This is a genomic window from Streptomyces sp. NPDC059957, from assembly GCF_042730015.1.
In the GTDB taxonomy this organism is placed as follows: domain Bacteria; phylum Actinomycetota; class Actinomycetes; order Streptomycetales; family Streptomycetaceae; genus Streptomyces.
In genome coordinates, this window is the sequence record NZ_JBHWMB010000035.1 from 1 (window position 1) to 24,841 (window position 24,841).

6 protein-coding genes are annotated in these 24,841 nt (G+C 74.4%); all 6 read right to left on the reverse strand.

The window, feature by feature from the left end:
* Window positions 1-89: 89 nt before the first annotated feature.
* Entirely contained in the window at window positions 90-491 is a 402-nt protein-coding gene (locus tag ACFWBW_RS23285) for a hypothetical protein (RefSeq protein ID WP_385375356.1), read from the reverse strand.
* A 217-nt stretch (window positions 492-708) separates the two neighbouring features.
* Entirely contained in the window at window positions 709-1,164 is a 456-nt protein-coding gene (locus tag ACFWBW_RS23290; RefSeq protein WP_385375359.1) for a hypothetical protein, read from the reverse strand.
* A gap of 677 nt (window positions 1,165-1,841) precedes the next feature.
* Window positions 1,842-2,318 carry a GNAT family N-acetyltransferase gene (locus tag ACFWBW_RS23295; RefSeq protein ID WP_385375362.1) on the reverse strand — a complete coding sequence of 159 codons (477 nt, stop codon included), beginning with the start codon at window positions 2,316-2,318 and terminating at the stop codon, window positions 1,842-1,844.
* Between the two features lie 26 nt (window positions 2,319-2,344).
* Entirely contained in the window at window positions 2,345-3,325 is a 981-nt protein-coding gene (locus tag ACFWBW_RS23300) for a LuxR C-terminal-related transcriptional regulator (RefSeq protein WP_385375365.1), read from the reverse strand.
* Between the two features lie 280 nt (window positions 3,326-3,605).
* Window positions 3,606-15,092 (reverse strand): amino acid adenylation domain-containing protein, encoded by an 11,487-nt coding sequence (locus tag ACFWBW_RS23305; protein WP_385375369.1) that lies wholly within the window; start codon window positions 15,090-15,092, stop codon window positions 3,606-3,608.
* Window positions 15,092-24,757: an amino acid adenylation domain-containing protein gene (locus ACFWBW_RS23310; RefSeq protein ID WP_385375372.1), complete on the reverse strand. Its 9,666-nt coding sequence runs from the start codon at window positions 24,755-24,757 to the stop codon at window positions 15,092-15,094. The genes ACFWBW_RS23305 and ACFWBW_RS23310 overlap by 1 nt, the downstream gene beginning before the upstream one ends.
* Between the last annotated feature and the right edge of the window lie 84 nt (window positions 24,758-24,841).

Genomic DNA, 24,841 nt, shown 5'->3' on the forward strand with positions numbered 1-24,841 from the left:
GCCTGTGGTGTGTCTGCTTTGTTTTCTCGTGGTGGTGGTGGGCTCGCTCTCCGTCCCCCGCAGGTACGCTCCCCCCCCCCCCCCAGGCCCTAGCAGCGGTTGAGCGATTCGTCGGGCGTCGCGTTGAGGTTGTCCATGGAGGTCCAGCCCTTGACGTTGGTGCCTGCGACTCGCCCGTAGACCCACTGGTTGCCGTAGGAGTTGTAGACGTAGCACCAGATGTAGAACCCGTCGTACTCCGACATCTGCGCCACGTTGCCGCACTCGGCGGCGGCGGCCGTCTTGAGGTTCACGGACTTGGTGAAGAAGCCGCTGGCGCTGGAGTTGTTGGTCACAGACCGCTGGTCGCAGGGCCCGGCGGCCTGTGCGGAGGCGGCTCCGGCGGTGAGGCTGAGGCCGGCGAACAGGGCGGTGGCGGCGGCGAGGGTGGCGCCGCGTCGCCCGGTCTTCGTCCTGGCCGTACCGGCGGCGGGCATGCGTGAGCTCGACATGTGGTGTCCCTGGGGTGGGTGCGTGATACGGGGCTTGTCCGCGGTGCCCATGGGCGCGGGGAGCGCGGGGCCACCGGGGCTCAGGCAGTACGGGTGCCGGCCGGAGGTGGGGCGTGCGAAGCCTGCGGGGGTCGTCCGCTCGACCGCAGTCAGTCAGTCAGTCAGTCAGTCCCAGATGAGGCCGAAGAAGCTGAAGAACATGCCGGTTCACTTCCTCTCACGTCCGGTGGGCGGTGTTTTGTTTGCGGTGCTTTGCCCCGGTGTTCTCCGGGTGCAACAGAAGCATCGCCGCTGTCCGCCGCTCCCCGGAAGGTGTTCGGGGTGAGCGCAAGTGGCCCTGAACGCTTCCTGTCACGGACTCGGGTTCCGCGCAGTCGGCCCGACAGCGCTGGCGTGGCACGGCCGGGCCGCGCTCCCCTTCGAGCAGCACCCGCCTTCGGCGTGGAGGGGGACATGCCCAGCCCCGGGTGCGGTTCACCTCCCGGAAGGTCAGGGCCTGTGCCCGCTGCAAGGCCTGGCCGGTGTCGTTGTGGAGGTCGACGTACTCGGCGTCCAGATTGCTGTTGGTCCAGGGCAGATCCGCGCCCGGACCATCGAACTGCAGCGCGCCGAAATGCAGGCCGGCCTGATGCGCAGCGGCACCTGCGGTACCGGCCTGCGAAATGATGAGCATCGGGTGCATGCCGCCGTACCGGCGAACAAAGCCCCCTTCTACACGTGCATCCCCTGCTGTTGCGGCAGTGCGTCGCCACGCCATTGACCAATCCGTCAGCAGCGGGCGACACGGGCACCCCTGCCACCGGGCTCCGGAATGCGGTGCGGTATTCCGCTACAGGTTGGGGACTTCGGCGGCGCCGCCCGCCTGGACGGCTTCGAGACGCGTTGTGGAACGCGGCGAGGCCTTGACGGTGATCCCGTCGTAGACCGAGATCCATATACCCGAGACGGCCTTGCACCCGCTGAAGGTCGCCGCCGTCGTCGACAGACCCGGAAGCTCCCGGACCCGGGCGCACGCTGGGCGGGGCCGGGCGCCGGGCGCTTCGGGTACTCGGCCTGTACTGCGGGGCGGCCTTCACGGCGGCGGCGGTGGCGTCACTGCTTGGCTTCGCTCCGGCGCGGGCAGAGTTGCTCACGGAGTGTCTGGCCGGTGCCCTCCTGTTGGAGCCGTGCGGGGCGGACACGTACCGCTTCCACTCGCTGCTCCGACCCTTCGCGTGCGAACGCATGGAGGTGGAGCAGGAGATGGCCGTTCCGCAGCAGTGCGGACATCGGACCGTGGGGCGCTCCGTCGATCCCGTGGAGGACGGGGTGGTCGCGGGCCAGGGCCGGCGCCGACCCGCCTCGCGGGCGTCAGGGTGCGGGGGTGAGGGCGGCCACGATCTCGTCGTCTTCGTGGTCGCCGGTGGGCTTGAAGCCGAGGGAGTCGTAGAGGCGGGCGGCGGGGGTGTTGTCGGGGTGATAGGAGAGGCGGATCTCCCGGCAGTCCGGGAGTGCGCCGAGGCGGTGGATCAGGGCGCGCATGGTGGCGTGGCCGACGCCCTTTGCCTGCTCGGCGGCGTTGACGATCATGCCGCCGATCCAGTGGGTGCCGTCCTCGTCGTCGAAGGCCCACATGACGTGGCCGACGATCTCGTCGCCGGCACGGACCGCGAGGGAGTTCCAGAGCCCGCCGCGCATGGAGAGCAGCAGATAGCGGGCTCCGAGGGCAGCGACGAAGCGGCGCTGGTCGTCGGCGGGCGCCACGTCGGCGACGTCGCGCCAGTTGTCGTCGGTGATTTCCTCCAGCACCACGCGTCGGTCGGTGCGGTCGGTGATTTCCAGCGTCATGGGAGTCGATCTTCCGTTCGGTGTGGTCATATCCAGCCGCGGCGAACGGCTTCGGCGCCCGCCTGGAACCTGCTCTGTGCGTTGAGTCTCTTCATGAGATCGGCCATGGTGCGGCGCAGCGTGCGGATCGAGACGCCCATCTTCCGGCTGATCCCCTCGTCGGTGAGGCCGTCCTCCAGCATGGTCAGCAGGGCCAGGTCGCGGTCGCTCGGCCCGTCGAGCGAAGGCACCGAGGGGGCGGCCAGCGGGTCGGCGCGGCTCCACACGTGCTCGAACAGCTCGCCGAGGGCCGCGACGATGCTCTGGTAGCGGATGACGAACGCGCCCTGCCCACTCTCGTCGACGTTGACGGGGATGACGGCCGCGGACCGGTCGCAGAGGATCATCCGCATGGGCAGGGACGGCACGGTCCGGGTCTCGCCGCCCCGGGAACCGAGCCAGTCCGCGTACTCCACCGTCGCGCAGTCGTTGCGGACGCTGTCCAGGTAGAGGCTGCGCATCCGCACGCCCCGGGACAAATTCTGCGCGTCCAGGGGCCGGCAGGCCTCCAGCGCGGCGGCGCTGAGGGCGCCGCCCGGCATGAACGAGCGGACCTCGGTCGTGGCCTGCTGCGAGAGTTCCGTGAGTCTGATCCGGACCGCCTCGACGCCGACCAGCCGCTCGATGCCGTCGCCGTCGTGCTGGGGGCCCAGGGTCGCGTACTCGGCGGCCAAGGCCGCCACGGCGGCGCGGTCCCGGGACAGTGAGGCCCGCTGCTCGTCGAGTTCGGCTCCGCGCCGTTCCAGGAGCGGGTAGATGCCTACCTGGGGGTTGGCGGGGATGAAGTGCGAGCTGCCCTCGACACTGTGCAGGAGCGAGAGGTCGGTGAGCTGGTCGAGCGCGCTGCGCGTCTCCTCGACGAGCAGGCCGACCTCTCGTGCGATTCCGTCCAGGTCGCTGTCCGGTTTCAGCAGCAGTGCTCGGTACACGTCGTGCGCCTGCCTGCTCAGCCCAACACTTTCCAGCATCAGCCATCTCCCCCCGACCGCCCGGTCGGCCGATCGAGACGGGTAGTCCGAATTCAGCCAATGGGCGGGAGCGTTTTGCCCTCAGGTCTGGGTGGAGGGCAAGAGCTTGGTCCACATGTTGATCACGGGGAGCATACACGCACGTCAGCCACGGGTGAAGCGTCAAACCGGTGGCCTCAATTCCGCATGGATCGGCCTGAGGAGAGTGAGGGGCACCCCAAGATGCCCCTTCGATTTGAAGAGGCATCTTGAGATTTCTGCATTTATTCAAAGTTGAGCATCACATTTTGTTGAACTTCAAAATTTCTGCATTGACTTGAATGTGGAGACCCGACATCATCTCGGCGTGCCGGCCCGACCCCCGGACCATGGTCAAGGCGCCCGTGGTGAGGCTCCGCCACCGGTCCTCCTCCCCCGGGCCGAGCTCCGACGGGTCGGCCGTGACGAGCACCAGGTCCGCGGCGACGGTCCCCGTGTGGACCAGAGCGTCCCAGTACCGGGTGTAGCGGACACGGCGGGCCGCGGCCATCTCCTGGATCCCGGGGGCGGAAAGCGCCTCCGCGAGCACCGGGTCCAGTTGCCGGAGCCCTTCCTCCATGTGGCGGCGGATCCGGTCGGCCAACGGCTCCTCCTCCGGCCCGTCCCCGCCGACCTCGGCGTCCGTGGAGGGCTCCCCGGTCAGCGGCGCGCTGTCGAACAGCACGATCCGCTCGACCTCGCGGCCCCGCCGCTCCAGTTCGCGGGCCACCTCGAACGCGAGGTTGCCTCCGGCCGAGTAGCCGGCGAGCCGCAGCGGCCCGGCCGGCGCCTCCCGCTCCACCAGGTCCGCGTACAGCCCGATCCGGTGCTCCTCCTCGACGAAGTCGAACGCGTACACGGACTGTTCGGGCAGCAGTTCGGCGAGCGGCAGGTAGACCAGACCCCAGCCCGCGATCGGCGGGAAGAGGAACAGCTTGTCCTCCCGCTCCACCCGGCCCAGCCGGGTCATCACGTGCCGGCCCGGCGCCGTGCCGGCCGTCGTGTCGGCCCGGTCCACCAGCGCGGCGATCTCCCTTACGGTGGGCCCCTGGAAAACTCCTGCCAGGGGCAGCTGTACGTCGGCGCGCTGCTGGATGAGGGCGAGCAGGGTGACGACCTTCAGGGAGTGGCCGCCCAGGGCGAAGAAGTCGGCCGCGGCGTCCACCGGGCCGGCGCCCAGCACCTCCGCGAACAGCTCCGCCACCATCTCCTCGGTGGCGCCGGAGAGCGGGACCTCGCAGGCCCGGGTGTCGGAGGCAGCCGGAGCGGGGAGCGCCTTGCGGTCGATCTTCCCGTTCGGGGTGACCGGGATCCGGTCGAGCGGCACGATCACGGCGGGCACCATGTAGGAGGGGATCCGGCCGGTCAGCCGGTCGCGGACGGCGGCGGCCCACGCGGCCGGGTCGTCTTGCGGGCGGGCCGGCACCGCGTAGGCGACGAGGCGCGGCCCGCTGCCGGTGTCGTCCCGCACGATCACGGCGTTCATCGCCACCTCGGTGTCGGCCGCCAGCGCCTCTTCCACCTCGCCCAGTTCGATGCGGTGGCCGCGGATCTTGACCTGGTGGTCCTTGCGTCCGAGGAACTCCAGGGTGCCGTCGGGCAGCCAGCGGCCGATGTCCCCGGTGCGGTAGAGGCGTCCGCCGACGAACGGGTCCTCGTGGAAGGCGGCGGCGGTTCGCTCGGGGTCGCCGATGTACCCGCGGCCCACGCAGGGGCCGGCCACGCAGATCTCGCCCTGGACGCCCCGCGGCGCGAGGGCCGCGCCGCCCGGGGTGTCGAGCGGGACGGTCGGGTCGACCACGTACAAGCGGGCGTTGCGGATCGGGCGCCCGATGGGGACGGAGCCCGCGCCGGGCGGTGTGGTGAGCAGCTGGTGGGTGATGTCGTCGGAGGCCTCGGTGGGCCCGTAGGCGTTGACCATGACGATGTCGGGGAACCTGGTGAGCCAGCGACGGGCCAGCGAGTGGGGCAGGGCCTCGCCGGTCGGGACGAGAGCGCGCAGTGCGGGCAGCGCGGCGGGCGCCCGGTCCAGCTGGTCCAGCATCACCTCCAGCATCGACGGGACGACCTCCAGGACGGTGGCCCGGCGGTCGGCGACGGTCGCCAGCAGGGCCCGGGGGTCGGCGGCGGTGCCGTCGTCGCAGATGAGGGTGCGGCCTCCGAGGATCAGTGCGCCGAACATCTGCCAGACGGAGATGTCGAAGCACTGCGAGGCGTTCTGCACGAGGACGGTGTCCTCGTCGAGGCCGAGGTCCTCCGCCTTGGCGAGCATGTGGTTGAGCATGCCGCGCTGTTCGACCATGGCGCCCTTGGGGCGGCCGGTGGAGCCGGAGGTGAACAGTACGTAGGCGAGGTCGTCCTGGGTGACGGCGGGGGCGGCGGTGACGGCGGGGACCGCGGAGGCCGGCTCCTGCCCGATGCCCGGGGCGGACCCGGTCAGCGGCAGCACGGTTCCGTCGAAACCGTCGCGGAGTTCGTCGGTGAGCAGGTGGGGTTCGGCGAGGAGGACGCGGCATCCTGCATCGGCGAGGATGCCCAGACTGCGGGCGGCCGGGTGGCGGGGGTCGAGCGGGATGTAGGCGCCGCCCGCCTTCCACGTGCCGAGGACGGCCTCGACGAGGAGGGGTCCGCGGTCGGCGAGGATGCCGACCAGCTGCTCGCGGTCGAGCCCTGCCGCGCCGGTCAGGGTGGCGGCGACGGCGCCGGCGGCGGCATCGAGTTCGCCGTAGGTCCGGCCGTCGGCGCCGCTCTCCAGCGCGGTCCGGTCGGGGGTGGCGGCGGCCACGGCTTCGATCCGCGACAGAACGGTCTGTCCGGCGGGAATCTCTTCCTGGCGGGCTCCGAGGCCGGCGGTCAGCTCGGCGCGCTCGGCGGCGCCGAGTACGTCGATGCGGGCCAGCGGCAGCCGCGGATCGCGGCCGATCTGGTCCAGGACGCCGTGGAACCGGTCGCACAGCGCCCGCGCGGTCTCCTCGCGGAAGAGGCGGGTCGCGAAGTCGAGGCGGCATTCGAGGAGGCCGTCCCGGGGGTGGGCGAACAGTTCCAGGTCGAACAGGCTGCGGCCGGTGTCGGTGTCGATCTGCCGCAGGACGGTCCCGCCGCCCGGGCCGTCCGGGCCGTCCAGTGCGGCCGGGCCGGTTTCGCCGCCGGCCATGTTCTGGAAGGCGAACATCACGTCGAAGAGCGGGTTGCGGCTGGGGTCACGCTCGACCTGGAGGCGGTCGACGAGTTCTTCGAACGGGTAGTCCTGGTGCTGAAGGGCCTCGGACGCGGCCGTCCGGACCCGGTCGAGCAGCGAGGTGAAGTCCTCGCCGGGCTCGACGGCCGCGCGCATCGGCAGGGTGTTGAGGAAGGGGCCGGCCATCGCCTCGGTGCCGGGGACGGTGCGGCCGGCGAAGGGGCTGCCCACGACGAGGTCGGTCTGTCCGGTGTGCCGCCACAGGGTGACGTAGAGCGCCGCCAGCAGTGTCGCGTACAGGGTGGTGCCGGCGTCGCGGGCGACCCGCTCCAGCCGGGCCGTCGTCGCGGGAGGCACGGTGAACCGTACCGAGGCGCCCTCGGTGGACTGGACGGGCGGCCGGGGGAAGTCGGCCGGCAGGTCCAGGTGCGGGGGCAGCTGGGCGAACCGGGACAGCCAGTACGTCTCGTGCTCCGCCAGGACGGCCCGGTACTGCTCGGTGCGCTCGTGGGCGGCCCAGTCGCGGTACTGGCGCGCCGGGGGCAGCTCCCGCCCCGCGTACAGGCCGAGGAACTCCGAGACCAGCAGCGCGAGGCCGACGCCGTCCGCCGCGATGTGGTGGATGTCGAAGACCAGCAGGTGGACCGGGCGGTCCGCGGGGGCGGTGCGGCGGACGACGGACATCCGCATGAGCGGGGCGCGGCCGAGGTCGAAGGGCCGTACGAAGGCGGCCAGGACCTGGTCGGCGGGGCGGTCGTCGGTGGTGAGGGCGATGTCGGCGCTCAGCACGTCCATCGGGTGGACAGCCTGGACCGGTTCGCCGTCCTCCACGTGCAGTGAGGTCCGGAGGATCTCGTGGCGTTCCAGCAGGCCCCGGTAGGCGGCGCGGACCCGGGCGACGTCGAGGTCGCCGGTGATCTCCATGGCGTGCGGGAGGTTGTAGTGGGTGCCGAGGGGGTCGAGTTCGTGCAGGACGAAGAAGCGGCGCTGGGCGGCCGAGGCCGGCTGGACCGGGTCGGCGGAGGCGTGAACGAGGGCGTGCGGTCCGGCGGCGGTGCGCGCGCCAACCGCTGCGGCCAGCGCGGCGGGGGTCGGGTGGTCGAAGACCTCGTGGAGCTCGACGGACAGGCCGGTGGCCTCGCGCAGGCCGGCCAGCAGGGTGACGGCGCGCAGGGAGTGCCCGCCGAGGGCGAAGAAGCTGTCGCGGATGCCTACCTCGGGGATGCCGAGCACGTCGCCGAACGCGGCGCAGATCGCGGCCTCCAGAGGCGTACGGGGGGCCTCGTAGGGCGTGTGGCCGGCGGTGGCCGTGCCCGAGGAGCGGGCGACCGCGGCCAGCAGATCGCGGGCGACGGGCAGGCGCAGGGGGTCGAGGTGTGCATGCGCCGGTCCGTCCGCGGACGGGGCTGGCAGGGCCTCGGGCCAGCGCGGTTCGGGCCGCGGGGTGCCGGGCGCCTGGGCGCCGGCTGGGCCGGTGGCGGGGAGCGGGGCCAGGTAGGACGGTCGTGCGGGGTCCTCGCCGTCGGGACCGGCGATCCGCAGGTGCAGGGGGCGGGGGCCGCCGGCGTCGAGGCGGGCGGCGAGGTCGGTGCCGCGGTGCGGCTGCGCCAGGAGCAGGGGGGCTGAGCCGGGGCGGCGCAGGGTGCGGGTCGCGGCGTCCTGCCCGTCGGGGTCGTGGGCCTCGGGCAGCAGGGGCCGGCCCGGCCGGTAGCCGAGGCGGCCGAAGAAGGCGGTGGCCTTGTCGAGGTCGGCGACGAGCAGGGTGATGCGGGCGGTGTCCTGTTCGGGGCCGGCAGCGGTGGCGGCGGCGGAGGTGGTGGCGGCGGCGGTCTCCAGGAGCTCGATGAGGCCGACGCCGGCGACGGACAGGAACTGCACGCGCCTGCCGCCGAACAGGACGGCGGGGGCGGGTTCTCCGACGGGGTCGAAGGAGATGCCGGCGGCCCGCCAGGCGGCCAGCGTCTCGTCCAGCGAGGGGACGCGGTAGCAGAGGTGGTAGGGGCGCTCGCCGAAGCGTTCCAGGATCGCGTGGCTGGGCGAGGTGGCGTCGACCGGGGCGACGAGTTCGACGGAGGGCCGGGCGGGGTGCGTCAGCATGCGCAGGTGTGAGCGCTGCGCCGGATCGTGGACGGTCTCGCCCGGTGTGTAGCCGAGGGCTGCGAGGGTGTCGGCCGGTGTCTGCGGGTCCGCGACGGCGACGCCGATGTGGTCGAAGGGCGGGTAGGCGGCCGCAGTGGTGTCGGGCACGGACGCGGCGGGTGCGGCCGGCAGTTCGCGGTGCAGGGTGACGAAACGGGGTGTGCGCGGCAGCTGCTCCACGGGCAGTTCCCACCGGGTCGCGCCGGCGTCGGTGGGGCTGAAGCCGTACCGGTCGAGGAAGGCACGGGCGGGTTCGTTGCGCTCCGTGGCGAGGAAGCGGGCGGCCAGGACGGTGGCGCCGTTCTCCTCGCAGACCGTCCGGAGACCGGCGAGGACCGCCTCCTCCACCGTGCGGCCGAGGACGCGGCAGCTGAGCAGGACGTTGTCCAGTTCCAGGACGGTGCCGCGGAGGGTGGACAGGACCACGCCGGTCAGGCCGTGATCGCCGAACCGGTCGCGGACGCGCAGGACGTGTGCGGCGGTCGCGAGGTCTTCCCGGCGTGCGGCGAGCTGGTCCGTGGTGAGCCGCAGTCCGCTCAGGTTGAACTGGTTGGTGCGGCGGGTCAGCTGGGCGGCACGGTCGTGTTCGCCGTCCGCGAGGGGGGTGAGGAACGCCTCCAGTTCCATGCCCGCCAGGAACGCCTCGACGGACGGGGCGGAGCCCTCGTTCTCACGGCGGGCTCGTTCGGCCTGGTAGCGGTCGGCCCGCTGCCGGTCGTCGTCGGTGACGACGGCGGTGTCGAACGCCCAGACGTGGTCGAGGAACAGCTCGTGCTCGTCGCGGTCCTCGGGCAGGTGCAGGGTGAGGACCTGCGGGAGGGCGGCCGTGACCTCGGCGCACTCGGCGCCGCTGTCGTCGAGGAAGACGAAGCTGTCGAGGCCCAGGCTCAGCTCGTCTGCGATGTCCCGCAGGTTCTGCGACTTGGCGGTCCAGTTGGCGCGTACGGCGGCGAAGTGGTGCCAGTCGAGCAGCATGCCGGGGTTGGTGTCGAAGACGGCGCGGGCGTCGGCCTCGGCGTTCTTGCTGACCAGGGCGAGCAGCATGCCTTCGGCGCGCTTGTCCAGCAGGAGCCGCTGGACTGCCGCCGCGGCCTCGTCGACCTCGACGCCGAGGGGGCCGTCCTCGCCGGCGACGCCGCGCCACAGGGTGTTGTCGGCGTCCACGGCGATGACCTTGAAGGGGGGCAGCAGGCCGGCCAGGAGGCGGCGGGCGACCTCGGTCGCGGCGACCGCGAAGAACTCCTCGGTGTAGGGGACGCGGCCGAGTGCGTACGCGGCGGGGTCCGCCCAGCGGGTCAGTCCGAAGCGGTCGGCGGCGGCCTGCAGGTCGACGGCGGTGATGCCCGGGAGCGCCGCGAGGTCGGTGCGCCAGCGTGCGGTCAGCTCGGCGACGGCCGCGGCGACGGGGTCGTCGGCGGGGACGGGAGCGACCGGGGGGACGGCGACGAGGCGGGGCGCGGTGGCGCGGCAGCCGCGGACGGCCGCGACGAGTTCGCTGTAGGTCCGCTCCAGGTGGGCGACGGCCGCGGCGGTGTCCGGGCCGGCGGACGAGCCGGCGGACGGGTCGGCTGCCGTGTCGGTCTTCGTGTCGGCGAGCCAGTCCTCGAAGCGGACGAGCAGCAGAGCGGGGTTGGCGGCCGCGTTCCAGTCGCTGGCGGGGTCCAGCAGGTGCTGGAAGACCTGGCCGTAGCCGGCGAAGCCGACACGGGCGTCGAAGCCGAACCGACGGCACCACCAGCTCAGCGGGCCGAGGAGCGGTTCCGCCGTGTAGGAGGCGACGACGGCGAGGCCGAGGGGGCGGCCGTGGATCCTTTCGCGGCGGGCGCTCAGGTCGTCGGTCTCCTGCGGGGTGGCCGGGGCGAGTTCGGGCAGGGGCGCGGCGGGGCGGGCGCCGGCCGCGGCGCACAGCTCGGTGAACCGGCGGCCGAACAGAGCGACGGTGTCCTCGTCGAACAGGGCGCGGCTTGCCTCGGCCTTGATCTGCAGGCCGCCGTCGGGCGTGGGGAACACGTCGAGCTTGAGATCGAGCTTGGCGGTGCCGTGGCGGACCTCGAGGGGGGTGAAGAGCAGGTTGCCGTGGCGGCCGGGGCCGTCGGCGCCGCGCTCTCCGTGGAAGATGAGCATGGTGTCGAAGAGGGGGTTGCGGCCGGTCCGGGCGGCGGCTCCGGCGAGTTCGACGATCTGCTCGAACGGCAGTTCCTGGTGGTCGTAGTCGGCGAGGACGGTCGTGCGGGTGCGGGTGAGGAGCCTGCGGAAATCGTCCTCGGGGGCGGTCGCGACGCGGACCGGGAGGAAGTTGGCGAACATGCCCACCGTGCGGTCCAGGTCGGGGTGGTGGCGGCCGGCGACGAGGGAGCCGACGACGACCTCGTCCTGGTCGGCCCAGCGGCCCAGGAGGGTGCCGAAGACCGCCAGCAGCGCCATGTTGAGGGTGGCTCCCTCGGCGCGGGCGTGGGCGGCGAGCGCGGCGGTGTCCGCCGGGGAGAGGCCGAAGGCGGTGGTGAAGCCCTCGGCGCCGGCCTGCTCGGAGCGCGGCCGGTCCAGGGGCAGGGTGAGCTGCGGCAGGTTGTCGACGCGGCGGGTCCAGTGCTCGCGCAGGGCGGCGTCGCGGTCGGCACCCCGGGAGATCTGCCAGTGGGCGTAGTCCTTGTACTGGGTGCGGACCGGGGGCAGTTCGGCCTGGTCGAGCAGGGCCATGAACTCCTCGACGAGGATCTGCAGTGAGGTGCCGTCCGCGGCGATGTGGTGGATGTCGAGGAAGAGGACGCCGGTCTCGGGGCCGGTGTGCACCCATCGGGCCCGGACGAGCGGTCCCTCGGCCAGGTCGAAGGGCTGCACGAGGGCGGTGAGCGTGTCGTCGAGCGTGGTCCCGGCGGTGGGGTCGGGGGTGTGCTCGGCGAAGTCGGCGGGCAGCGCGGCGTGGATGCGCTGGCGGACCTCGCCGGATGCGGGGTCGAAGCGGAAGGTGGTCCGCAGCGACTCGTGGCGGTCGACGAGGCGCTGGAGGGCGGTGCGCAGGGCGTCCGGGTCGGCGGGCCCGTCGACGCGCAGGGCCATGGGCATGTTGTAGCCGGTGCCTGCGCCGGACGCGTTCTGGATGAGGTGGATGCGGCGCTGGGCGGGGGACGCGGGATGGTCGTCGCCGGCGGGTGCGGGGTGGATCGCCTCGCCCGCGGTGCGGGCGGCGAGCGGGATCCGGGCGGCCATGGCCGTGAGGGTGGGGTGGGTGAAGATGTCGACGAGGGGCAGCGCGCGGCCCAGGTCGCGTTCTATGCGGGAGGCGAGGACGGTGGCGGTGAGCGAGGTGCCGCCGCGGGCGAAGAAGTCGTCGGTGCGGCCGATCGGTCCGGTGCCCAGGACGTCCTGCCAGAGGCGGGCGAGGGCCTCCTCGTCGGGACCGGCCGGCGGGGCCGACACGGTGGCGGTGGCGGCGGCCGGTGCGGGCAGGGCGCGCCGGTCCACCTTGCCGTTCGCGGTGAGCGGCAGCGCGTCGTGGCGTGTGAAGCCGGCCGGGACCATGTAGGCGGGCAGGCGGGCCGCGAGGTGGGCGACGAGGGCGTCGTCGCCGGTGGTGTCGCGGAGCACCACGTGGGCGCCGAGGCGCTGGTCGCCGCGGCCGTCGGGGTAGGCGACGACGGCGCACTGGGCGACGGACGGGTGGGCGGCGAGGGAGGTTTCGACCTCGCCGAGTTCGACCCTGTTGCCGCGGATCTTGACCTGGCCGTCGATGCGTCCGATGAACTCGAGGGTGCCGTCGGGCCGCCAGCGGACGTGGTCCCCCGTGCGGTACATGCGCTCGCCCGGTTCGGTGGCGTAGGGGTCGGGGACGAACTGGAGGGCGGTCGCGGCGGGCGCACCGAGGTAGCCGAGGCTGACGCCGGTGCCGCCGATGCAGAGTTCGCCGACGGCTCCGTCGGGCAGGAGGCGCAGCCGGTCGTCGAGGACGTACGGGCGGTAGCCGGGCCAGGGGGTGCCGATGGGGATGTCGCCGGTGGCGGGGGCCCGGCCGGCGGTGCCGGCGACGGCGTGGGTGCTGGTGGTCACGGTGGCCTCGGTGGGGCCGTAGGTGTTGACCAGTTCGACCTCGGCGGTGCGGGCGTCGTCCTGCCAGCGGCGCACCGACTCGGGGTTGACGCGCTGGCCGGAGAGGGTGACCAGGCGGACGGCGGGGGCGGGGCCGCTGCCGCTGTCGCGCAGGTGCTCGTACCAGCGCTCCCAGTAGGCGGTCGGCAGGCCGAGCACGGTGATGCCGCGGTCGGTGACGAGGCGGTCGAACCGGGGGAAGGTGTCGATGGCGTCGGCGGGGCGGCACACCACGCGGGCTCCGGCGGCGAGGGCCGGGAAGATCTCCTCCACCGAGGCGTCGAAGCTGGGCGAGGAGAAGTGCAGCACCCGGTCGTGGGGGGTGAGGGCGAAGACCTCGACGCAGCCGAGGTTGTGGTTGACGACGCCGCGGTGGGTGACGCCGATGCCCTTGGGGGTTCCGGTGGAGCCGGAGGTGTAGATCATGTACGCCAGGTCGGACGGGGTCGAGCCGGTGTCCGGGGCGTGCGGCGGCAGGGCCGCGAGCTCCCCGGCGAGTTCGTCCAGGACCAGGGTGGTGGCGCCGGTGGCGGCGGCGCGGACGGCCTGTTCGGGGCCGGCGAGGACGAGGCGGGCGTCCGAGCCCTGGACCATGGCGAGGACCCGGCCGTCCGGGTAGGCGGGGTCGACGGGAACGAAGGCGGCGCCGGCGGTGGTGGTGGCGAGCATGGAGACGACGAGGTCGGCGCCGCGCTCCAGGAGCAGTGCGACGCGGTCGCCGGTGGTCACGCCGCGGGCCCGGAGCAGCCGGGTCAGACGGTTGACCCGGGCCAGGGTCTGGGCGTAGGTCAGTTCGGTGCCGTCGTGGTCGACGAGGGCGACGGCGTCGGGGGTGCGGGCGGCCGATGCCTGGAACAGGCCGTGCAGGGTGGTGGCGGGGCGTCCGCGATCCGGGCCGGTGCGAGCGGTGAGCAGCAGGTCGCGCTCGGCCGGCGGGACGGGATCGATGGTGTGGAGGGGGGCAGCCGGGTCGGCCGTCATCGCCTCGACGGTACGGATGACGTCGGCGGCGATGAGGGCGGCGCCGGCGGAGTCCCAGCGGGCGTGGCGGTGTTCGAGGTAGCCCTCGAAGCCTCCGTCGCGTTCGTAGAGGTACAGGCTGAGGTCGAGCTTCGCCTCCCGCTTGGGCAGGGCGACGGGGGTGACGGTGAGGTCGTGCAGTTCGACGGGCTCGTACGGGTAGTTCTGCAGGGCGAACAGGGCTTGGAAGAGGGGCTGTCCGGGGCCGGCGTGCGGGCGGACGGCCTCGGTGATCTCGGCCAGGGAGACCTCCTGGTGGGCGAGGGCGCCCAGGGTGGCGGAGCGGCAGCGCTGCCAGAGCTCGGCGGTGTCGGCGGCGGCGGTGTCCACGGCGAGCGGGAGGGTGTTCGCGAAGTAGCCGATGACGTCTTCGGTCTCGGGCCGGAGCCGGCCGGCGACGGGGGTGCCGATGACGGGGCGGGCGGTGCCGGTGCGGCGGGCTACGACGAGGGCGAACGCGGCGAGCAGGGCCATGTAGGGAGTGACGCGGTGTGCGCGGCAGGCGGCCTGGAGCCGCTGGGCGAGGGCCGGGGTCAGGGTGACGGGGACGCTGCCGCCCGCGGTGTCGGTGCCGGTGTCGGCGGTGCGCGCCGCGGCGGGCTCGCCGGCCGTCGCGAGGTGGGTCTTCCAGTGGTCGAGCTGGGCGGTGAACCCGCCGGCTGCGTGTCGCGCTGCCTGTTCCCGGACGATCTCGCTCCAGGTGGTGCGCAGGGGCGCCGGCTCGGGGGCGGGGCGGCCCGTGCGGCGGAGGTAAGCGGCGGTGATCTCGCGGACCAGCAGGGACATGGACCAGCCGTCGCCGATGATGTGGTGCATCGAGATCACGAGGACGTGACTGTCCGGCGCTTCAACGAGCAGGTCGAAGCGGAGCAGGGGTCCGGCCGCCAGGTCGAAGGGGCGGGTGAGGACCCGCCCGACGAGGGGGTCGAGGCCGGTGGCGGACGGGTGGACGGTCAGCTCGGGGGCGAGGTCCCGGTGGGTGCGGGTGGCGGGGACGCCGTCCGCGGTGTGGAAGGTGGTGCGCAGCGCCTCGTGGCGCCGGGCGACGTCGGCGGCGGCGGCGCGCAGGGTGTCGGCGTCGAGTGGGCCGGTCAGCCGGACGGCGTCGCAGATGGTGTAGGCGGTGCTGTCCGGGTGGACCTGCTGGTGCATCCACAGGCGCAGTTGGGACGGGGTGGGCCGGTCCGGGCCGGCGCCGGCCGCGGCAGCGGTGGGGGCCGCGGGGGCCGGCGTACGGGGGATGGTGGTGCGGCCTGCCAGCCGCCGGGCGAGGAGCCTGCGGCGGGCCTCGGCGGCGGCCGTCTCGGGAAGGTTCTGCATCTCGGTCATCAGGCGTGGTCCTCGCTGAGCAGGGCGGCGATCTCGTCATCGGTCAGGGCGTCGAGTTCGGCCTGGAGCCGGGCCTCGACGAGTGCGGCCAGGGCCGCGACGGTGGTGGCGTCGAACAAGGCGGCGAGGTCCAGGTCCAGTTCGAACGCCTGGCGGAGGCGGGCCAGGACCTGCGCGGCGGCGAGAGAGTGCCCGCCGACCGCGAAGAAGTCGTCCTCGACACCGAACTCCCGGCCGGGCAGCACCTCGCGCCAGATGGCGTGTACGGCCGCCTCCACGTCGGTGCGGGGGGCGACCGGCGGCGCCGCCGGCTCGGCCTGCGCGCGCAGCGCCGCTTCGTCGACCTTGCCGTTGGCGGTCAGTGGCAGCCGGTCGTGGAAGGTGAACCCGCCGGGGACCAGGTGGTCCGGGAGGGCTTGGCGGCACCAGTCGGCGAGTTCCGCCGCGGTGGGCGGCCCGTCGGGGCCGGGTACGACGTGGGCGTGGGTGGTGTCGGGTCCGGCGGCGACCACGTGGGCGTGGGCGACGCCGGTGTGCTCCGCGAGGCGGGCCTCGGTCTCCCGCGGGTCGACTCGGTGGCCGCGGACCTTGAGCTGCCGGTCGGCGCGGCCCGCGTACTCCACGGTGCCGTCCGGGCGGTGGCGTCCCAGGTCGCCGGTGAGGTAGGCCCGGTCGCCGCCGGGGCCGGGCACGAAGCGTGCCGCCGTGAGTTCCGGATCGTGCGGATAGCCGAGTGCCAGGTAGGGGGTGCGGACGGCGATCTCGCCGAGTTCGCCGAGACCGGCCCGGCGCCCGTCGGGGGCGAGTACGAGCAGCTGCACGCCGGGGATGCCGCGGCCGAGGGGGACGGCGGGTCCGGCGTCCGTGCCGGGGTCGACGTCCTGGACGCCCATGGCCTGCGGGGTCTCGGTGGCGCCGTAGAAGGCCGTGCAGCGCACGCCGGGGGCCCGCAGGGCGAGTTCCCGGCAGTCGGCGGTGGAGAGGGCCTCGCCGCCGAAGAACGCGCGGCGCAGGGCGGGCAGGCGGAGGTCGGGGGCGGCCGCGCCGAGGAGCCGTCCGAGGGAGGGGGTGAGGTGGATGACGGAGATCTCCTGTCCGCCGAGCCAGCGGGCCAGCCGGTCCGGGTCGCGGACGGTGGCGGGGTCGGTCAGCAGGAGCGTTCCGCCGCACCACAGGGGGGTGAACAGGTCACGCAGGAACGGGTCGTGGGAGGGGCCGGACAGGGCGGCGACCCGGTCGCGCCGGCCGAGGCCGTGGTGTCGGGTGTGCCAGTCCAGGAAGTGGGTCAGGGCCCGCTGTGTGCCGGCGACGGCGCGCGGCTGCCCGGTCGATCCGGAGGTGAACGCGAGGTACGCGACGGCGTCGGGGTCCTCGGCGGGGCCGGCTCCGGCGGCCGGCGGCGCGTCGTCCGGGGCGGACGAAGCCGACCGGGCGGACGGGGTGGACGGGAGGGTGAGGACCGTGCAGCGGTCCGGTACGGGGGCGGCGGGGGCGGCCTCCCCGGGAACGAGGACGATCCGGGCGCCGGCCGTCTCCGTCCGCCGGCGCAGTACCTCGGCGGGGTGGTCGGGGTCGAGGAGGAGGAACGCGGCGCCGGTGCGGAGCACGGCGAGCACCGCGGCGGGCAGGGCGGCGCTTCGGTGGGCGAGGACGGCGACCACGTCCCCGGCGCCGACCCCGTGTCGGGTGAGCAGATCGGCGCCGGCTGCCGCGCCGGCGGCGAGGCGGCGGTACGTCCAGCGGGTCGTGCCGTCGTCGGCGGCGACCGCGTCGGGGGTCTGCGCGGCGTGCAGGGAGAGCCGTTCCAGCAGACCGCCGGCCCACTGTGCGGGGAGCGGCTCGGCCGGGTCGGGAAGCGCGGCGTCCAGGCGGGTCGGTGCCGGAGCGAGGCCGGCGAGGGGGCTGTCGGGTGCGGCGGTGGCCGCCTCCAGGAGGGCCGTGAACCGCTCCAGGAGGTCAGAGATCCGGGCGTCGTCGAAGATCAGGCTGTTGTGGACGGCGGTGAGCTCCAGGCCGTCGTCGCCACGGTCGCGGACGTAGAGGCTGAGGTCGAACTTGGCGCCGAAGCGCAGCAGCCGGGCGCCGTACGGCTGCACGTCCAGGCCGTCGGCGGGGTGCCCGGCCAGGGGGTCCTCGGGGTCGAGCATGTTGAACAGGACCTGGAACAGCGGGGTGGTGGAGCGGTCGCGGTCGGGGCAGACCTCGGCGACGATCCGCTCGAACGGCAGGTCCTGGTGGGCGAAGGCGTCCACCGTGGCGGTGCGGACCCGTCCGAGCAGGGTGCTGAAGCCGGCCTCGGGGTCGACGTCGGTACGGATGGGCAGGGTGTTGACGAAGCAACCCACGGTGCGCTGCACGGCGGTGTGGGACCGTCCGTCGACGGGGGTGCCGATGATGACGTCGCGTTCGCCGGTGAGCCGCTGGAGGGTGGCCTGGAAGCCGGCGAGGAGGGTCATGAAGAGGGTGGTTCCGCTGCGCCGGGACAGCTCCCGCAGCCGCCGGGCCTGCGGTGCCGGGACGGTGGCGGCGACGAGGGAGCCCTCGAACGTCTGCTGTGCGGTGCGCGGCCGGTCGGCGGGCAGGGTGAGCACGGGCAGGTCCCCGGCGAGGGCGTCGCGCCAGTAGGCGGCCAGCTCGCGGCCTGCGGGGCCGTCGAGGAGCGTGGACTGGTGGCGTGCCCAGTCCGCGTACCGGGCCCCTCCGGGCTGTTCGACGGCCTCGGCGCCGGCGTAGGCGCGGAGGGTCTCCTCCAGCAGGATGACGACGGATCCGCCGTCGGCGGCGAGGTGGTGGACGGTGACGAACAGCACCCATTCGGCGTCGTCGAGGCGGGCGAGGGCCGTACGCAGCACCGGGCCCGCGGCCAGGTCGAAGACGTGGGTGGATTCGGCGGCGGCGAGGTCGGCGAGGCGCTCCTCGCGGCGGGCGGGCGGCAGGTCCCGCAGGTCGTACAGGGGCAGTTCGACGGGTACGGGGTCGAGGACCCGGGCGTGCGGGGTGCCGTCCTGGGAGGCGTACACGGTGCGCAGGGTGTCGTGGCGGGCGGCGGTGGCGGTCAGCGCCGCGGCGAACCGGGCCGGGTCGAGGGGCCCCCGGATGCGGTAGGCGCCGGACATGTTCAGCACGTGGGTGCCGGGGGTGCGCTGCTCGAAGAACCACATGCGCTGCTGGGCGGAGGACAGTTCCTCCCGCCCGCCGGGTGCAGTGACGGGGAGTTCGGCGGCGGCGGGCGCGGCCGAGAGGGTGCGGACGGCGGCGGCGAAGTCCTCGGCGACGGAGGCGTCGAAGAGGGTGCGCAGAGGGATGTCCTTGCCGAGTTCGGTGCGCAGGGCCGCGACGGCGCGGACCGCGAGGAGGGAGTGGCCGCCGAGGTCGAAGAAGTCGTCGGTGACGCCGATGCCCTGGTGCAGTCCGAGGACGTCGGCCCAGACGCGGGTGACGGCCTCCTCGGTGGCGTCGCGGGGCTCGATCCGGGTGCGGGGGGTGCCGGCCGCCCCCCAGTCGGGGGTGGGAAGGGCCTTGCGGTCCACCTTTCCGTTGGGGTTGAGCGGCAGGGCGTCGAGGGTGACGAAGTGACCGGGGGTCATGTGCTCGCCGAGCAGTGCGGTGAGGTGGCCGCGCAGGTCGCGGGCGGGCGGCAGGTCGTCGCCGACGACGTAGCCGACGAGGCGGAGTTCTCCGGAGGGGTCGGGGCAGGCCGCGGCGGCGCAGTCGCGGACAGCGGGGTGGCGGGCCAGGGCGGCCTCGACCTCGCCGAGTTCCATGCGGTGGCCGCGGATCTTGACCTGGTGGTCGATGCGTCCGAGGAACTCCAGTGCGCCGTCGGCGCGCAGTCGCACCAGGTCGCCGGTGCGGTACAGGCGCGCGCCGGGGCGGGGGCCGAACGGGTCGGGCAGGAACCGCTGGGCGGTCATGGCCGGGTCGTCGAGGTAGCCGCGGCCGACGCCGATGCCGCCGACGTACAGCTCGCCGGGCACGCCAGCGGGGAGGGGCCGGCCGTGGGGGTCACACACGTAGAGGCGCATGTTGGGGACCGGCAGGCCGATCGGTGTGCGGGTCTCGTACGGTGCGGGAGGGGTTGTGAGGGTGGCGTGGGTGACGTCGTCGGAGCACTCGGTGGGCCCGTAGGCGTTGACGACGGGGATGGCGGGGTGGCGGGCGAGCCAGGCGCGGACCAGGACGGGGTCGAGGGCCTCGCCGGTGAGCATCAGCAGCCGCAGGGCCGGGGTCTCGGGCAGGGCCGGGTCGGCGAGGGCGGCGCGGAGCATCGAGGGCACGCTCTCCAGCAGGGTGGCGCCGTGATCGCGGGCGGCCGCCCAGAGCAGCGCCGGGTCGTGGGCCTGCTCGTCGGTGACGATGACGACACGGCCGCCCAGGAGCAGGGGCGCGAGGAACTGCCAGACGGAGATGTCGAAGCAGACGGAGGCGTTCTGGACGAGGGTGTCGCCGTCGGTCATGCCGATGTCGTGGATCTTCGCCCACAGGTGGTTGACCATGCCGGCCTGCTCGACCATGGCGCCCTTGGGGACTCCGGTCGAGCCGGAGGTGAAGATCACGTAGGCGAGGTCGTCGGGGGCGTCCTGGACCGGGGCGGGTGCGGGCCACGGCAGGGGAGCCGCGAGGGCGTCCTCCAGGGCGAGGGTCCGGCCGGCCGGCGCTCCGGCGGCGGTGACGGCGTCGAGCAGGGCGCGGGTGCCCCGGGTGTGGACGGTGAGTGCGGCCCCGCTCCCGGTGAGGATGCGGGCCAGCCGGGCGGTGGGGTACATCGGGTCGAGCGGGACGTAGGCGCCGCCGGCCATGAAGACGCCGAGGACGGCGGTGAGGAAGTGGGTGGAGCGCTCGGCCAGCAGCGCGACCCGCTCGCCGGGGCGCAGTCCGGCGGCGCGCAGCGCGGCGGCGCACCGGGCGGCCCGGTCGTGCAGGGCGGCGTAGGTGACGCTGCCCGAGGCGTCGACGGCGGCGACCGCGTCGGGGATGCGTGCGACCTGGGCGTCGAACAGCTCCCGGAAGGTGCGGTCGACGGGGAACGGGACGTCGGTGGCGCCCGGTCCGGCGGCCATGCGGGCCTCCTCCTCGGCGGCCATGGCGGGCAGTTCGCCCACGGGGCTCGCGGGGCGGGCGAGGGCGCCGCGCAGGAGGGCCTCGTAGCGCTGGGCGAACAGTTCGGCGGTGGCCGCGTCGAAGAGTCCGCTGTCGTACTCCAGGCGCAGGCGCAGGGCGCCGTCGCGGGGTTCGAGGAGGACGGTCAGGTCGAAGCGGGAGGTGCCGGAGTGGACGGGCAGGTCGGTGACGGCGAGGCCGGGCAGGGCGAGTTCGGCGGCGGGGGTGTTCTGCAGGCCGAACATCACCTGGAACAGGGGGGTACGGGTCTGGTCGCGACCTGTGCCGGTTTCCTCCACGAGCCGTTCGAAGGGCACGTCCTGGTGGTCGTAGGCCTCCACGGCCCGCTCCCGCACGTGCCGCAGCAGGGCGTCGAAGGGCAGGTCGCCGGTGACCGAGGCGCGCAGCGGCAGGACGTTGACGAAACAGCCGGCCAGGTCCTCGGTGCTCTGCCGGGTGCGACCGGCGACGGGCGATCCGACGATCACGTCCGTCTGCCCGGTGTGGCGGTGCAGGAAGGCGTGGAAGGCGCTGAGGAGGGTGACGAACGGGGTGACGCCGTGCTCCTTGGAGAAGCGCTCCACGTCCCGGGTGAGGGTGGCGTCCCAGTCGCGCAGCAGCTCGGCGCCGCGGCGCGGGCCGGCCGACCGCGGCCGGTCGGAGGGCAGGTCGAGGAGGGGCAGCGGGCCGGCCAGGCGCTCGCGCCAGTGGGCGAGCTGCCCGTCCAGTGCCCCGCTGTCGAGGGCGTCGCGCAGGTGGCGGGCGTGGTCGGCGTACCGGGAGCGGAGTTCGGGAAGGCGGGCGGGGGTGCCGTCGAGCCGGGACCGGTACAGCTCGGCGAGGTCGCGCAGGAGGACGCCCACCGACCAGCCGTCGGAAATGATGTGGTGGACCGTCACCAGCAGGATGTGGTCCTCGTCGGCGAGGGTGAGCAGCTGCGCCGACCACAGCGGGGGCCGTGCGAGGTCGAAGCGGGTGCGGGCGGCGCGGGCGGCCAGGCGGGCCCACTCCTGCGCGCGGGCGTCGGCTTCGAGGCCGCTCAGGTCGGTGGTGGTCAGCGGGAGTTCGACCTCGGCCGCGGTGCTGGGGCGGCCGGTGCCGTCGGCGTCCGCGGGGAACCCGGTGCGCAGGGCTTCGTGGCGGGTGGTGAGGTCGGCCAGCGCCCCGGTGAGCGCCCCGGTGTCCAGGCGGCCGGTGAGGCGGAGGGCGGCGGGCACGTTGTAGAGCGGGCTGCCCGGGTCGAGCTGGTCCAGGAACCACAACCGCTGCTGCGCGAAGGACAGGACGTCCGGCCGGCCGGCGTCCGCGGCCGGGGCGGCGGCGGTGTCCGGGGCGGCGGTGTCCGGTGCCGCGGCGGGTGCGTCCTCGGTGCGGAGCCGGTCGACGGCCTCGGCGAGCGAGGCGAGGGTGGGGGCCTCGAACAGGGCCCGCAGCGGAAGGTCCACCCCCAGGCGCTCGCGGATGCGCGAGACGACGCCCGTCGCGGTGAGCGAGTGGCCGTCGAGGTCGAAGAAGTTGTCGGCGCGGCCGGGCAGTTCCACGCCCAGCACCTCGGACCAGATGCCGGCCAGGGTCCGCTCGGTGCCCTCGCGGGGCTCCTCGTGGGCGGGGCGGGCGAAGTCGAGGGAGCCGGGCGCAGGCAGCGCGGCCCGGTTCACCTTGCCGTTGCCGGTCAGGGGCAGGGCGGGCAGGACCACGACGGCCGCGGGCACCATGTAGGCGGGCAGCAGTGCGGAGAGCCGGGCACGGACGGCCGCCGGGTCGACGGACGGGGCCTCGTCGGTGGGGACCGCGTACGCCACGAGGCGGGGGCCGGTGCCCTCGTCGGTACGGGCGACGACGCATGCCTCGGAGATGCCGGGGCCGGCCAGCAGAGCGGCCTCTATCTCGCCGGGCTCGATGCGGAAGCCGCGGATCTTGACCTGGTGGTCGAGGCGGCCGAGGTATTCCAGGCTGCCGGCGGGGAGCCGGCGGACCAGGTCGCCCGAGCGGTACATGCGCTCCCCGGCGGCGCCGTACGGGTCGGGCAGGAAGCGCTCGGCGGTCTGCCCGGGGGCGCCGAGGTAGCCCCAGCCGACCTGGCCGCCCGCGATGAACAGTTCGCCGGGCACGCCGTCCGGAACGGGGCGGAGCGCCTCGTCCAGGACGTACAGGCGGGTTCCGGGGACGGGGGTGCCGATGGGGACGGTCACCGCGGACGCGTCTTCGGGGGTGACGGTGTGCACGCAGCAGCCGACGACGGTCTCGGTGGGCCCGTACTCGTTGACGATCCGCACGCCCGGCGCCGTCCGCGCGATCCGCTGGACGAGCGCCGGGGACAGCGCCTCGCCGCCGACCACGAAGGTCCCCGCGGCCTTGGCGAGCAGTTCCGGGGCGAGGGTGCGCTCCAGCAGTTCCAGGTGCGCGGGGGTGATCTTCAGGAGGCTGAAGCCGCTCTGCCGGGACAGCAGGGCGGTCAGCTGCTCGACACCGTCCGCGCTGTCGACGAGGACGGCGGTCCGGCCGGCGGCGAGCGGGGTGAGGAGGCTGGTGAGGGTGAGGTCGAAGCCGAGCGGCGAGTGGACGGGGGCGCCGGAGCCGTCGGCGACGGCGTATTCCGCGGTCGCCCAGCCGACGTAGCGGGCGAGGCCGTCGTGCGGGATCATCACGCCCTTGGGCGCCCCGGTGGAGCCGGACGTGTAGAGGACGTAGGCCAGCCCGTGCGGGTCCAGCGGCGGCAGCGGGGCACGGCCGCCGGCCGGCTCCTCCTCGGCGAGGAGGTCCTCCACGGCGAGGGCGCCCGGTTCGGCGGTTCCGGCGGCGAACCAGGCGCGTCCGGTGAGGACCGCGGCCGCGCCGCAGGCCGCGAGGATCCGCTCCGCCCGCTGCGCGGGCAGGGTCAGGTCCACCGGCACGTAGGCGGCGCCGGCCCGCCAGATGCCGAGCACGGCGGCGACGGTGGTGGCGGACGGCCGGCAGCGCAGGGCCACCAGCTGTCCGGGGCGGACTCCGCGCGCCCGCAGGGCGTGGGCGATCCGGTCGGCGGCCTCGTCGAGCGCGGCGTAGGTGAGCGTGTGCTCCGCGTCCGTGACGGCGGCCCGGGCGGGGTGGGTGCGGGCCCGGTCGGCGACGAGGGCGGCCACGTCGTGTGCCGGGGCGCCGCCGCCGGGCAGGGTCTCCTCGGCGGGGCCGGCCAGGACGGGGCTGCCGCCGGTGCGGGGCAGGCCGGTGACCGGGGTGGCCGGGTCGGCGGAGACGGCCTCCAGCACCTGCCGCCACTGGTCGAGGAGGCGGGCGCCGCCGGCCGCGGCGACGACGTCCGCGTTGGTTTCCAGGACGACGTGCAGGCCGCCGGCGCGCTCCTCCACGAGGAGGCTGACGTCGTACTTGGCGGTGCCGCTGTCGACGTCGAGGAGTTCGGTGTCGAGGCCGGGCAGGGCGACGGGCTCGGCGGAGGCGTTCTGCAGGGCGAACATCGCCTGGAACAGCGGGGATCGGCGCCGGTCGCGGTCCGGGCAGAGTGCCTCGACCATCATGTCGAACGGCAGGTCCTGGTGGGCGAAGGCGTCGAGCGCCGCGGACCTGACGCGGCCGATCAGGTCGGTGAACGCCGGGGCGCCGGCCAGGTCGACGGCGATCGGCAGCACATTGACGAAGTAGCCGATCAGCGCCTCGGTGTCGACGGCCCCGCGGTTGGCGACGGGGGTGCCGAGGACGATGTCCGTCTGGCCGGAGTGCCGGTGCAGCACGGTGGCGTAGGCGGCGGCGAGCACCATGAACAGCGAGACGCCGTGCCGCTGCGCGAGTTCCCGCAGTGCGCCGGTGAGCTCGGGGGTGAGGGTGGCGGCCGCGCGGTTGCCGGCGCCGGTGGGCTCGGCGGGCCGCGGGTGGTCCCAGGGCAGTTCGAGCGGTTCGGCGCGGGCGACCGGGGTGCTGCGCCAGTGGTCGAGGAGCCGGGTGCGTTCCGCGGCGTCGAGGCGGTCGCGGTGCCACACCGCGTAGTCGGCGTACTGCAGGGGCAGGTCGGGGAGGCGGGCCTCGGCGCCGGCGCCGCGGGAGCGGAAGAACTCCCCCAGCTCCCGCAGGATCACGCCCACCGACCAGCCGTCGGCGACGATGTGGTGCAGGGTCAGCAGCAGGACGTGGTGGTCGTCGCCGAGCTTGAGCAGCCGGGCCCGCAGCAGCGGTCCGGCCGTGAGGTCGAAGCCCCGGGCCGCCTCCTGCCGGGCCAGGCGCAGTGCCTGCGCGTCCCGTTTCCCGGGCGGGAGGTCGGTCAGGTCCTGCCGGTCGAGGAGGTCGGCGAGCCGCTCGTGGACGAACTGCACCGGCGCGTGGTCCACCTCCCCGAACGTGGTGCGCAGCGCCTCGTGCCGGTCCACCAGGTCCTGCAGGGCGGCGGCGAGCGCGTCCGCGGCCAGCGGGCCGCGCAGCCGCAGCGCCGCCGGCACGTTGTACGCGGCCGTGCCGGGGCTGAGCCGGTCGGCCAGCCACAGGCCCTCTTGCGCGTACGAGCAGGGGAAGGCGTAGACGGTGTCGGCGGCGGGGCCGTCGGGCGCGGCCTGCGTGGTGTGCGGGAGGGCAGTCATGTGCGTGCTTTCGCTCGGTGGGTGGGCGGGGCGGCCGGCGCCGGGGCGGAGGGCCCCGGCCGGACGGCGGGGGGCGGCGGTGCG

Coding starts and splice junctions, on each gene's coding strand:
- ACFWBW_RS23285 (WP_385375356.1), bottom strand. CDS start 491: ATGTCGAGCTCACGCATGCCCGCCGCCGGTACGGCCAGGACGAAGACC.
- ACFWBW_RS23290 (WP_385375359.1), bottom strand. CDS start 1,164: ATGCTCATCATTTCGCAGGCCGGTACCGCAGGTGCCGCTGCGCATCAG.
- ACFWBW_RS23295 (WP_385375362.1), bottom strand. CDS start 2,318: ATGACGCTGGAAATCACCGACCGCACCGACCGACGCGTGGTGCTGGAG.
- ACFWBW_RS23300 (WP_385375365.1), bottom strand. CDS start 3,325: ATGCTGGAAAGTGTTGGGCTGAGCAGGCAGGCGCACGACGTGTACCGA.
- ACFWBW_RS23305 (WP_385375369.1), bottom strand. CDS start 15,092: ATGACCGAGATGCAGAACCTTCCCGAGACGGCCGCCGCCGAGGCCCGC.
- ACFWBW_RS23310 (WP_385375372.1), bottom strand. CDS start 24,757: ATGACTGCCCTCCCGCACACCACGCAGGCCGCGCCCGACGGCCCCGCC.